At 46.8% G+C, this 13306-nt stretch carries 11 protein-coding genes; 1 reads left to right on the top strand and 10 read right to left on the bottom strand.

The genetic code is table 11. The features are described 5' to 3' along the window. The 10 genes from B4G81_RS12555 to B4G81_RS12510 form a co-directional block, all read right to left on the bottom strand. Nucleotides 1–1644 (bottom strand): tetratricopeptide repeat protein (locus B4G81_RS12555; protein WP_294083018.1); only part of this gene is annotated, 1644 nt, incomplete at its 3' end. Nucleotides 1645–1696: 52 nt separating this feature from the next. Next, entirely contained in the window at nt 1697–2467 is a 771-nt protein-coding gene (gene trpA, locus B4G81_RS12550) for a tryptophan synthase subunit alpha (RefSeq protein WP_294083016.1), read from the bottom strand. 60 nt (nt 2468–2527) lie between these two features. Next, nucleotides 2528–3139, bottom strand: a complete 612-nt coding sequence (locus B4G81_RS12545) for a phosphoribosylanthranilate isomerase (RefSeq protein WP_294083014.1) — start codon at nt 3137–3139, stop codon at nt 2528–2530. Between the two features lie 27 nt (nt 3140–3166). Next, nucleotides 3167–3964, bottom strand: a complete 798-nt coding sequence (gene trpC / locus B4G81_RS12540; RefSeq protein ID WP_294083011.1) for an indole-3-glycerol phosphate synthase TrpC — start codon at nt 3962–3964, stop codon at nt 3167–3169. Between the two features lie 96 nt (nt 3965–4060). Next, entirely contained in the window at nt 4061–5056 is a 996-nt protein-coding gene (gene trpD / locus B4G81_RS12535) for an anthranilate phosphoribosyltransferase (RefSeq protein ID WP_294083010.1), read from the bottom strand. Nucleotides 5057–5140: 84 nt separating this feature from the next. Further along, nucleotides 5141–5710 carry an anthranilate synthase component II gene (locus tag B4G81_RS12530; RefSeq protein ID WP_294083008.1) on the bottom strand — a complete coding sequence of 190 codons (570 nt, stop codon included), beginning with the start codon at nt 5708–5710 and terminating at the stop codon, nt 5141–5143. Nucleotides 5711–5721: 11 nt separating this feature from the next. After that, on the bottom strand, nt 5722–7128 hold the full coding sequence (locus tag B4G81_RS12525; RefSeq protein ID WP_294083006.1) for an anthranilate synthase component I family protein: 1407 nt from the start codon (nt 7126–7128) through the stop codon (nt 5722–5724). Nucleotides 7129–7287: 159 nt separating this feature from the next. Continuing rightward, entirely contained in the window at nt 7288–8469 is a 1182-nt protein-coding gene (gene trpB, locus B4G81_RS12520) for a tryptophan synthase subunit beta (RefSeq protein WP_294083004.1), read from the bottom strand. Nucleotides 8470–8777: 308 nt separating this feature from the next. Next, nucleotides 8778–9854, bottom strand: a complete 1077-nt coding sequence (locus tag B4G81_RS12515; RefSeq protein ID WP_294083003.1) for a metallophosphoesterase — start codon at nt 9852–9854, stop codon at nt 8778–8780. Between the two features lie 2 nt (nt 9855–9856). Continuing rightward, nucleotides 9857–10321 (bottom strand): thioredoxin family protein, encoded by a 465-nt coding sequence (locus B4G81_RS12510; protein WP_294083001.1) that lies wholly within the window; start codon nt 10319–10321, stop codon nt 9857–9859. Nucleotides 10322–10507: 186 nt separating this feature from the next. On the opposite strand from B4G81_RS12510, the gene B4G81_RS12505 reads away from it, so the two are divergent. Next, nucleotides 10508–13300 carry an alpha/beta hydrolase family protein gene (locus B4G81_RS12505; protein WP_294082999.1) on the top strand — a complete coding sequence of 931 codons (2793 nt, stop codon included), beginning with the start codon at nt 10508–10510 and terminating at the stop codon, nt 13298–13300. Nucleotides 13301–13306: the final 6 nt, after the last annotated feature.

Here is a 13306-nt window from a genome sequence, read left to right as displayed (position 1 = left end):
ATTTATAAATTCAAAACAGGTTCTAAGCAACCCGGCAATCCGGCTGTTATTGGCGTTGTTGACCAGCATAAAGAGTATCAGCCGGTCACTGCCGTTAAAATGGACTTTGGAATCTTTTATATCCAATAATAATTTCATCTCTTCATCAGCGAAAAGCTCTTCAAGCAGCAGATTAAACTGCCGCTGCCCTTCTTTGAGCATGTCATCATAAGCATCACCCAACTCTAAATCCTTTGCCCGTATCTTGTTTGACATTCCCAATATATCCTGCTGTTGCCGGGCATGGAATTTCAGGAACAAGTCGTACCGGAACAATATCTGCCGTTGGTTTTCAGTTTGCTCACACGACAGTTTATATTCTGCTTCGGCTTGATGCTTTTCCGCATTCGCTTGCTGCATTTCTGCTTCCACCCGACGCATTTCTTCTATCAGTTTATCCTGCCGTAATTTTGCAATGGTTCGTTGTTTGCCAATATAGAGGATAAAGATAATCATGAAGAGCGCTCCAAAAAAGAACAATGCCAATGTAATCCGAAACCGGTTTTTAGCTTTCAATGCCCGATTTTCCACTTCTGCAAGATCGTATTTTTTTTCAAGTTCATTGATTTGGATATCAAGCCGGTCTTTTACCGACAGGTCATAGGCTTCCAAGGCCTGGCGCCGGTAATCCTCCGCGAGCCGGTAATCACCCATCTTTACCGCAATGTCAGCCGCTTTTCCATACAACAGCCAATTCAACGGGTTGGAAGAATTTTCTATATGCTCAATAGCCTTGCGGGCATAATAAAGCGCGCTGTCCAATTGGTTGAGATTATCGAAGCAATCAGAAAAAGAATAATAAACTCTATAATATGCCGGCTTGTTTTTCAACTGATCCATCATTGAAAGCTGCTCTCTCTCCTTTTGTAGCACTTTGCCATATTCTCCCTGTTCATCAAAATACACAGCCTCGGCATTCAATAAATAATAGTTATCATCCGGCGTACGTGAATAGATGGCCAGCGTATCTAAATAGAGCCGGGCTCTATCATACTCTTCACTGGACATCTGCAACCAGAATAGCTTGAGATAACCATCAAACAGATGGGATATATTATTATTCATCCCGGCATATTTAAGTGCCTCCTGATAATAATGTAACGCAGCGGTGCCACTACCCCTATCATCATGTATATATCCCATATAAGAACTGGCAAAATAGAGCGAGGAGAGGTCGGGATCTTTTTGTGCATACAAGATAGCGAGCGCTTTTTTCAACGGTCCGTATGCCATGCTGTCCGTGACATCCATACGTACACGGACAACTCCCTGATAAATCAATGCACGAACATGATTATGCGATTCACGATCGTGATGCCGGTAAAAAAGCTCCACGCTATTGATCAGCGAATCGGATGTAAACGGGATATAGGTTTTATCATCGGCAATGGTCTTTAACAAGCCATGCCATGCACGGTTGGAGGACGATAACCCGTGGGGATTCATCGTATCCAGGCTATCTTTGATTGCCTCGGGCAGGCTATCACAAAGGGCATCCCACTGCGCCAGGCGGTAAGCATCGGCTTTATCGTGCTTCCGGGAGCAAGCGAGGAAAAGAACCCATGCCACAAATATAGCAAGGATAAAAGTAACTATAACACGCATATACTGTGGTATAAAAAACAAATATACGTTTTATTTTCTTAAACCAAGCCTTTTAGCGCACCGTTTCTACTAATTTTTCGACAGCTTTGTCGATCGTCTCTTCACTCCCCAACAGCGAAATAAATTTACTTCCGATAATTGCTCCCGAAGCTTCCCTACAAGCGGCATCGAACGTCTCTTTATTAGAGATCCCAAAGCCGATCAGGCGGGGATTTTTTAATTGCATCGCGTTCACACGCCGGAAATAGGCCAGGCTCTCTTCGCCGAAACTATTCCTGGCACCGGTCACCGAAGCGGTTGATACCATATAGATAAATCCCAAAGTATGTGCATCGATCAGCCGTATCCGCTCTTCCGAAGTCTCGGGAGTGATCAGCATAATGATATGTATGCCATACTTTTCAGCTATCGGCTTATAACTTTCCATATATTCCGTGAACGGCAGGTCGGGGATAATCATTCCGTCGACACCGCACTTGGCTGCTTCCGCACAATAGTTTTCAAATCCAAACTGGATAATAGGATTGAGGTAACCCATCAATACAAGCGGGATGGAAACCTCTTCACGAATGCCTGCCAGTTGCCCGAAAAGGTGCTTCACGCTCATGCCGTTGTGCAACGCTCTCGTGCCGGATGCCTGAATCACCGGTCCGTCCGCCATCGGGTCGCTGAACGGCACACCAATTTCTATCAGGCTTACACCTTTCCTTTCCAGTGCTTTGATCACCGGTACGGTGTCGTCAAGTTGGGGGTATCCGGCAGTAAAGTACACCGACAGGATACCGTCCTTTTTTTCCTCAAACAATCGATCTATTCTATTCATTATCTATCTGATTTTTTCTTTCATTTATCTCTTTTATATACTTCTCGGGAATACAAAATACTAACGGAATGCACCTATAAATTCCTGCAATAACTGCACGTCCTTGACGGTCGGTTCAATCTCAAAACCACTGTTCAGGTCGATGCCGACGCATCTTGGATGGGAAAACCCTTTTACTGCCTCCACATCTTTTGGAGAGATCCCTCCACTCAGGAGAAAGGGGGTCTCACCCCGGTATTCTTCCAATAACGCCCAACCGAATTTCTTTCCCGATCCTCCATAAAGATCGGTCTTCGTATCGAAAAGGAAGTAATCGCAACACCCTTCATACTGCCCGATGAGTTCCGAAGGAAATGGCTTATCGGTGGCAATTCCGAACGCCTTGACCATAAGGAAACCTTTTTCTCTCAACTTTTGACAAATCTCAGGGGATTCATCGCCGTGCAATTGAAGGATATCCAGCCTATTTTTTTCGGCCAATGCAAGTACCCGTTCATGATCTTCATTGACAAACACCCCCACCCTCTTCACGTTTTCGGGGATATAGGGCAATGTCTCCCCCACATAACGCGGCGACTTGGGATAGAAGATAAATCCCATCCAATCCGTTCCTAAATGCTCCACTTCAAGGATGTTGGACGCTTCACGCATGCCGCACACTTTGATGATCATAATACTTTATTAATGGAAAATGAATAACTACTGAGCAACAACTGAATCAATGAATTCCTGCAGGCATTGTCCGGGATGGCCACTTTTCATAAAATGTTCCCCGATCAGGAATCCCCGGTAACCGGCTTGCCGCAGCTCTTTCACGATTCCGGGATCGGATATGCCGCTTTCCGATATCCATACCGCCTCCTTAGGTAGAAGCTCGGCCATCCGGAACGATTTCTGCAGGTCGGTCACAAAACTGCCCAAGTTGCGGTTGTTAATTCCGACAAGGCTATTGCCTGGACCGATATAATCGACCTCCCCTTCATCATGCAGTTCCAAAAGCACTTCTAATTCCAGTTGGTTCGCTTGTTCCGTAAATCGTTTACATTCCTCCGGTGTAATGGCCGCTGCAATCAGCAGCACCGCGCTCGCTCCGGCGAGTTTGGCTTCGAACAACTGGTATTCATCCACGATAAACTCTTTCCGCATCACCGGTATCTTCACTCCGGTAGTCGCCTGCCGCAAGTCGGCCATGGTTCCGCCAAAATATTCCTCATCCGTCAATACCGATAATACTGAAGCTCCTGCCGACGCATACTCCGTTGTCACTTCACTTACATCTGCTGTTTGAAATAGCCACCCTTTACTGGGCGAACGCCGTTTAAACTCGGCAATAATACCCGATTGTGAACTTTCCAAAGCCGCTTTCATCGAGTAAAAGGGAATATTTTCCTTTGTTGAGGATAAACGCTTTCCCAACTCTGAAAAAGACAACCGCTCTTTCTGCTGCGCCACCTCTTTTCTTTTATGTGCGATAATCTCGCTTAATATATCTTTCATAATTGTTGATGTGATGATTTACTGACTGATGTGATGATTTACTGATGTGATGATGTGAATATAAAAATCAAATCGTTAAATCGACAAATCATCGAATCAATTATTAATTTCCACAAACTTCTTCAACGCGAGCAGCGCCTTTTTCCCGTATAGTGAATCTTTGGCAATCTCAAGGCAATCGTGAATCGACTTATCCTGTTCAATCGTCTGGATTCCAAAGGCAGCGTTGACCAATACCGCGTTCATCTGTGCCTCGGTACCACGGGCGTGCAGTACATTCCTAAAGATAGTCGATGCCTCTTCCAACGTATTACCTCCATAGAGTTCCTTCTGGGCAAGCCGCTGAAAACCGAGTTCTTCGGGGATGTATAGCTGTTCACCCTGATTGTTCACCACCTTGAACTGCCCGGTCAGGGAGATCTCGTCATAACCGTCCATACTGTGCACGATACAGAATTTCTTCTTCTCCTCCTGATAGATATAACCGTATAACCGGGACATGGCCAGGTTATAGACCCCCAACATCTGGAATTCCGGCTGTACGGGGTTGACCAACGGTCCCAATACATTGAAGAAAGTACGCACCCCCAGGCTCTTACGCACCGGGGCGACCGCTTTCAGCGCCGGACTGAACAGCGGGGCATGCAGGTAAGCAATTCCACTGTGGTCAAGGCTTTTCCGTAGCTTGTCACTATCTGTGGAGAATTGAACTCCCTGTTGTTCTATCACATTACTGGCTCCACTGATAGCGGTCGCACCATAATTACCATGCTTCACTACATTGTAACCCGCGCCGGCGACCACAAAACAAGCCGCGGTAGAGATATTGAATGTATTCTTACCATCCCCACCGGTACCGACGATATCAAGCGCATCATAATCAGATAGATCTACGCCCACCCGCATATCGAGCAGCGCATCACGGAACCCCAGAATTTCATCCACCGAGATATTCCGCATCAGGAAAGAAGTGATCAGCGCCGCGATCTGCGTGTCGGGGACATCACCTTTTACTATAGAAAACAGCACCTCCTTTGCCTCATCACGCGAGAGGTATTGATAATCGAATAGTTTATAGAGTATTTCTTTCATATTTTCAGAACAAAGAATAAATTGATTTGTAGATTTATGGATGTGCTGGTTAGCTGATTATAATTATCACATCAAAATCATCTTTCAGTTCGTAATAAAATTCCGGATAATCCGCAACCCTTCCGGGGTAAGTATCGACTCGGGATGAAACTGTACGCCATGCAGGTCGAGCTTTTTATGCTTCATCGCCATAATGCTGCCGGCTTCGTCCACTGCGGTGATCTCCAAGTCCGGCGGGAAATTCTCTGCCGACACAATCCAGGAGTGATAACGCCCCACCTGAATCTCTTCCGGCAGGCCGGTAAAAAGATAATCGTTGCCGGTGATCTTCGCTGTGGTCTGCACGCCATGAAAGACAAACGGAATATTTTCCAGCGTGGCGCCGAAAGCCACTCCGATGGCCTGGTGTCCAAGGCATACACCCAGGATGCTCTTCGTTCCGGCATATTGTTCAATCAATGGTAGCATCAGCCCTGCCTCTTCGGGAATACCCGGCCCGGGCGAAAGGATGATCTTGTCATACGCGGCAACCGATGCCAAATCGATCTTATCGTTGCGGATCACATCCACTTCGTGGCATCCCAGCGACTTCACGGCATGGAGCAGGTTGTAAGTGAAAGAATCGTAGTTATCGAGGATAAGTATCTTACTCATTGCAAAAAAGTTTAGGCGTTATACAATGTGACCGCCATGTCGATGGCTTTCTTGAGCGCTCCCAGCTTGCTGTTTACTTCGCGCAGTTCATAGTCGTCACTACTTTGAGAAACGACACCCGCACCGGCCTGATACCATAATTCGTTATTTCTGCTGACAAAAGTACGGATAGTAATTGCCTGGTTCAAATCGCCGTTCAGCCCGACAAAACCGATACATCCGCCATAAGCGCCCCGGTTATGCGACTCGATTTCGGAGATCAGTTGCATGGCCCGCACTTTGGGTGCTCCCGAAAGTGTGCCGGCAGGGAAAGTATCGAAGAAGGCCTTGATCGGGTTGGCATCCTCATTGAGTTGGCCGCTCACACGTGATACCAGATGGATCACGTGTGAATAAAATTGGGGTTCCTTGTAAAAATCGACCTGCACATCGTGGGCATTGCGGCTGAGGTCGTTCCGCGCCAAATCGACCAGCATCACATGTTCGGCATTCTCTTTCGGGTCGTTCAGCAGGAAATCCACCGACTTCATATCTTCCTGATAATTGCCGGTCCGTTTTGTAGTTCCCGCAATCGGGTCGATGCTGATATGCGCCCCCTTGATCTTGCAATGGGTCTCGGGAGAGGAACCGAAAATACGGAATCCGCCGAAATCAAAATAGAAAAGATAAGGAGAAGGATTGATGGAACGTAACGCCCGGTAGACCTTGAAGTCGTCGCCGGAGAAGGGTTGTATAAACCGCCTCGACAGCACGATCTGGAAGACATCGCCCCGCAGGCAGGATTCCACCCCACTTCGCACAGACTGCTTGTATTCCTCATCGGTGATGGTGCTCCGTTCCGTCCCCTCGGTAAAGAAGTTGTACGTCGCGAAATTCCGCTGGTTGATCAGCGACTCCACCTTGAAGAGGTTACTGACCTCATCTTCTTCCAGCAACTCTATCAGGGTAATCTCATCGGTAAAATGATTGAACACCAGCAGGTATTTGTAGAGGATATAGAGCATATCGGGCGCGTCATTCCGAGCCTCTTTACTCTCACGGATGGAAATATTCTCGGTATATTTCACACAGTTGAAGGTGGTATAACCGAACAATCCGCACTGCTCTTTATCATCTCCTGTCACCTCAAACTGATCGACAAAGCCATTCAGCGCATCGGAGATAGTAAAGTCATCCGACAGCGGCCTTTCTTCTTCCCGGTCACCCGGCGAAAGAAACGTGCATATTCCCCTGTTCACTTCCACCCGTGCGATCGGTTTCAGCGCGATATAAGAGACACTGTTCTCGTTGGCATGAAAATCGGAACTCTCCAGCAGTGCCGACTGTGGATAGGCGTCCCTCACTTTCAGATAGATACTAACCGGCGTATGCAGGTCGCCCATTATCTTTTTACTATTTGTTTTAAATTTCAGTTTCATAATTTTATAGATACAAGAGCCAAGAATCAAGATACAAGACATATACCGATCCATTGGCAATTAATATTTAGCAATATGCTAATTTGCCAATTAAATTATTGTATTATTCAAATTCATCAGTCATATTAGTCACTACTTGTCCCGATCTCCCGGGATTAGTCACATTGGCACATTGAAATAGGTTTCCAGATCCTTGTCCCCTCTTCCGGAAAGTGTCAACACGGCTATATCTCCCGGAGAAAATATAACTTTGTCAAGTGCAGCCAAGGCATGGGCCGATTCCAATGCGGGAATGATTCCTTCATTCCGGGTAAGGTCGAAAGCAGCCTTGAGGGCTTCATCATCATTGACGGCCAATACCTGCGCTCGTTTCATCGATGACAGATAGGCGTGGATCGGCCCGATCCCGGGATAATCCAATCCGGCCGAGATGGAATAAGGTTCGGTAATCTGCCCGTCTTCGGTCTGCATCAGGAGGGTACGGCATCCATGGATGATACCCGCACTACCCAAATGGATGGTAGCAGCCGATTCGCCACTATCGATTCCTTTTCCGCCTGCTTCCGCCAACACGATACGTACCCGCTCATCATTCAGATAATGATAGATCGTCCCGGCCGCATTGCTTCCTCCACCTACACAAGCAAAGAGATAATCGGGATAGTCGCGCCCTTCTTCCCGGAGGAGTTGTTCCTTTATCTCACGGCTGATGACTGATTGCAGCCGCGCCACCATATCGGGATAGGGGTCGGGGCCTATCGTGGAACCGATGATGTAATGGGTATCACCCGGGTGTGCGCACCAGTCGCGTATCGCCTCGTTGGTAGCGTCTTTCAGCGTCATATTACCAGAGATAACCGGCACTACTGTAGCCCCCAACATCTCCATCTTTTTCACATTCACCTCCTGACGCTCCACGTCGGTCTTTCCCATATAGACGGTACAGGGCATCTGCATCAATGCACAAACCGTAGCAGTGGCCACGCCATGCTGTCCGGCACCCGTCTCGGCGATGATACGGGTCTTGCCCATTTCACGGGCGATCAATATCTGCCCGATGGTATTGTTGATCTTGTGTGCGCCTGTATGGTTCAGGTCTTCACGTTTCAGGTATATCTTGCAACCATAACGTTCGGAAAGCTGTTTCGAATGGTATAGTGGTGAAGGACGTCCCACATAATCGCGAAGCAATTTCTCAAAATCCTGCTGAAACCGGTCACTTTCCATGATGCGGAGGTATGCCTCTTTCAAATCAGTCACGCATTTATGCAGAATCTCAGGTATAAAAGCTCCGCCAAACTCCCCATAATACCCTCTCTCGTCTATTGCATATTTTTGCATATCATAAATTGTTATTCAATTGTTTAATTATTTCTTCCAATTACTACCCGGCTCTATTTTCTTCGTTACTCAATATAACCCTTATCAACCGGCCTATTACGAAAAGAGCCTGTCGCAGGATTGCGACAGGCTCTTTATATTTCTGATTTCACTATAAACGCATGATGCTCTTCCTTACGACTTTTTGAGTTGTAAGAAACGCCACCAATATCCGTTTAAAAGTGAATTGTTCATTTTCCCCTAATTTTGCTTGCAAAGAAAACTGTTTTATGAATATAATGCAACTGTTTTTTTTATTTTAACATAATTCAATCCAGCTCGAAAGTGAATTCGTCATAGGGTTCAGTTCTCCAGGCGTATTTCTGGGTGGTTGGAGAGATGGCGAACAGAGGTGAAAAAGTTTTCACCTTCACCGTTTTTCCATCGGGCAGGAATTCGAGGATACGCAGCCAGCCGTCGCCACCGTTACCATGCCAGCCGCCGCCGAGCGCCTGTGCATTGAACACCATCTGGCTCACTTTCTTTCCTGCGGCATTCTCGTCCACCCTGAAAGCGATATGACCAAGTGGATCATCCGGCTTACCTATATGGCCGGCAAGCACCATCCGGATATTCTTCGAGGGCTGTACCAACTTCTGCCAGATAGCTTCCCCATAATTCGGATTGGATAGTTTATACCCCTCCTTCACAATATGTTTGTTATTCCTATCCATATAGGAGTGGGTAAGCAGGATGACGGTATAATCCTGATACTGCTCTTTCTCTATGACACTCTTCGCCCACTCCAGGGTTTCATCACGGGGAGCGAACTCCAACACGAGCACCAGGAATTTTTTCCCATGCGGACTGACAAATTCATAGGTCGCATTGGCCAGCGTAGGCCTCCCATCTGCATTCAGTCCTACTTCACGCAGCATCTTCTGGTTCAACCGGTTTTTATTCGACGGAAAATATTCGTCAAAATGGGTGAAGCGATTTTCCGCGCTCAGGATGCCATAATCATGGTTACCGGTAGTCAGTATATAGGGCAGTATCCCGTCCAAACGCCCGAAAGCAGCAGACACGGCTCCCCATTGAGAGACGCTCGTCTGATTAGCCCTCTTCCCGTCGGGGTTGAAGAGATCGTTCTGTTCCACCAGGTCGCCTGTACACATCACCATCTTTGTATTCAACGCCCCCGCATTATTCGACACCCAAGACAGCATCAGATCCAGAATCGGCTGGTTGTAATCGAATTTCATATAGGTCTGCACATCAGGGAGAAGGATAAGGCTCCACGAATCCTTATCGCTCAATGCCGGTTTCACATAATCGTCCTGCTGTGCCGGTAGCGTATAGCACAAAATGGATGCAACAAAAAGAAGTAACAATGATTTTCTACGCATGATTATTCAGTTTTTTGAAGATTTTCCTTTTTCAACAAGAAAGTGTCAATCACTTCCCTGAACGATTTTTTGGGGAGAGCTCCCATTCCGATCTGCGGATCCCGATCCATGGGTATAAACAGGAACATGGGAATACTTCTCGCTCCGAAAACACCTGCCAGTTCTTTCTCCTTGTCGATATTGATCTTATAGATATAAATCTCATCGCCATATTCTACTGCCAGATCCTTCAGTACCGGAGATACTATTCTGCAAGGACCGCACCAGTCAGCATAAAAATCCACGATCGCCGGCTTATCCCCTTTGTAGCTCCATACCTCGGGATTACTTTCATAATCGAACACCTTTTCCAAAAAAGTCGCTTTTGTCAGTTCTACCAGTTTTGCAGCTTTCTTTTCTTTCGGTTCACTTGCGAAGACAGAAACTATCATCATCAACGCAACAAATAGTAGTATGAATTTTCTCATTCTCAACGCTATATTTAAGAAACTGTTCAAATTTCCCTGTTCATACACATCTATCTAACAAAGATAACACACACTAAACGATTTTACCAATCATTTTTGAATAAAATGAAACAACTCTATATCAATCTGCAATTATCTTTGTCTTTTACAAAGATTTCTTGTAATTTCGCTTTAAAACTCTGACTTATGCACTTTACAGCTTTCCTCAAACCCTTTACTCTTCTTTTTATCCTATTTTTATACACGGCAGTCGTCGCCCAGAAGAAACCGCTCGACCACTCGGTATATGACGACTGGAAGAGCCTTCGGAGCATCTCCATCAGTGACGACGGACGGTTTGTCGGCGCCATTATCAGCCCGCAGGAAGGGGACAGCACACTTTTCCTCCGCGATTTGCACAATAACCGGTCGCTGACGGTGACAGGGGTAAGGAACTACACACTCTCTCCCGATGGAAAATATACGGTAGGATTAATCAAAGCACCTTTCACCGAGCGACGGGAAGCACGTATCAAAAAGAAAAAGAGAGATGAGATGCCGGAAGATTCACTGGTCATCATCCGCAACAGTAATTTCGCCATTGAAAAAATTGCCGGTGCCAAGTCGTTTAAATCGGCAGAGAAATCATTTTCACATATTGCTTACACCATCACCCAAAAACCGGATACTACAGCGGAAAAGAACAAATCAACCAAACCGAAAGAGTTGCTTGTGATCCGCAATTTAATTTCCCAACATGAAGACACCATTCCCAACGCGAAGGAATACCTCTTCAGCAAATTCGACAATTCTCTGGCAGCTATTATCAAGCCCGACAAAAAGGACTCTACCGACAGAGACGGAGTACTCTTCTACGACCTGAAAAAGAACCTCTCTTCACGGATTTCAAACGAAAAGGCGGAATATAAGTCGCTCGCTTTTGATGAAGAGGGCAAACAACTTATTTACCTGGCGACGAGGGACACCTCGGAGATTGAACAAAAGGTGTTCGATATCCGCTATTTCCGGCAGGGAGACGACTCGGCCGTCATCATTGCCGACAAAAACACGGCGGGTCTTCCCGACAAATGGATCTTTAATGAATTCTCCGCACCCAAATTTTCCAAAAACGGGAAACGGATAATCCTGGGAGCGGCACCACAACAGGCTCCCAAAGATACCACCATAGTAGATTTCGAAACAGCCTCACTCGATATATGGCACTGGAAAGATCCTTTGATACAACCTCAACAATTGGTGGAATTGAGAAGCAGGCTGAGACGCACCTATACGGGAATAATCCTTCCCGACCAGCCGGACCGGTTTATCCCTATCGCCAACGAGAAGATGCCTTTCTGTACTATTTCAGATGAAGGGAACGGCCGATTTACCCTGCTCTGGTCGAATGAACCTTACCAACTCGAGAGCCAGTGGGATCTCTCTTCCAAAAATGACGTATGGGTATGGGATTCCCGGACGGGACAACTACAAACCGTAGCAACCTCCATGCCGGGCAGGCCGATAATCTCACCTCAAGGCAATTTTGTCTGCTGGTGGGATGCCGGCAAACGACAATGGTTCATATATGATAATCATGATGGATGTACGATGAACCTTACCGAAAATATTCCCGTCAACTTCTGGGATGAGAAGAATGACATCCCCTTCACTCCATCCCCTTATGGAATTGCCGGATGGGATGAGAACGACCGGCATATCTTTATCTACGACGCATTCGATATCTGGAAAATCGATCCCAAAGGGAAGAATAAACCGGAAAATATCACCGCTCAGGCAGGCCGCAATGACTCGATCACTTTCCGCTATGTGAATACAGATCCTGAGAAACGATTTATCGGGCCGGACGACCTGCTCCTGCTCTCGGCTTTCGACAGGGTATCAAAACAGTCGGGCTTTTATACCCTTGCGCAAAAAGGACGCAATCCACTAAAGAAAAGAACCATGGATTTATTCTCGTTCACGTCCATCTCCAAAGCAAAAGACAAAGAGGTGTATGCGTTCCTGAAAAGCAATTTCCAGACATCACCCGACCTGCATGTCACCCAAACATTTTGGCAATCGTCTGAGAAACTGACTGACATCAATCCGCAGATGCGGGATTATAACTGGGGAACAGCCGAACTCTTCTCCTGGACTTCGTTTACCGGCATACCACTCCAAGGCATCGTGTATAAACCTGAAGATTTCGATCCTTCGAAAAAATATCCGGTAATGATTTATTTTTACGAACAGCACTCCGATGAGTTGTATCGTTACTTCACACCGGCTCCCAGCCGCTCCACAATCAATATTCCTTTCTTTGTGAGCCGGGGATATATTGTCTTTACGCCCGACATCCATTACACAACAGGACAGCCGGGGATGGATGCCTATAACTCCGTAGTGGCAGGTGCCCAGGCACTGGCAGAAAACAGTTGGGTGGACAAAGCCAACATGGCCATACAAGGGCAAAGCTGGGGAGGATACCAGGTGGCTTATTTAGTGACGAAAACCGACATGTTCAAAGCAGCAGGTGCGGGTGCGCCGGTATCAAACATGACCAGCGCCTATGGAGGAATCCGCTGGGAATCAGGAATGAGTCGCCAATTCCAATACGAACAGACACAATCACGCATCGGTGCGTCTATGAACGATTCACTGCAACTCTACATCGAGAACTCTCCCGTTTTTTATGCCGATAAAGTCAACACGCCTTTGCTGATCATGCATAACGACAAAGACGGAGCAGTCCCCTGGTACCAGGGAGTAGAATATTTCATGACGCTCCGTCGACTGGGAAAGCCGGTCTGGATGCTGCAATATAACAACGAGGCACACAACCTGAGGGAACGACGCAACGCGAAAGACCTCTCCATCCGCCTGCAACAGTTCTTCGATCATTACCTGAAAGGCGACCCGGCTCCCGTCTGGATGACAAAAGGCCTGCCCGCCACGGAAAAAGGGAAAACATGGGGATATGAGACTGATGTGATGCTGTGATGAAAA

Origin of the sequence: Proteiniphilum sp. UBA5384, assembly GCF_002410825.1 — a bacterium.
Classification (GTDB): Bacteria; Bacteroidota; Bacteroidia; order Bacteroidales; family Dysgonomonadaceae; genus Proteiniphilum.
The sequence above is the reverse complement of the archived record's forward strand: the minus strand, read 5'-3'. Positions and strand labels throughout refer to the sequence as shown.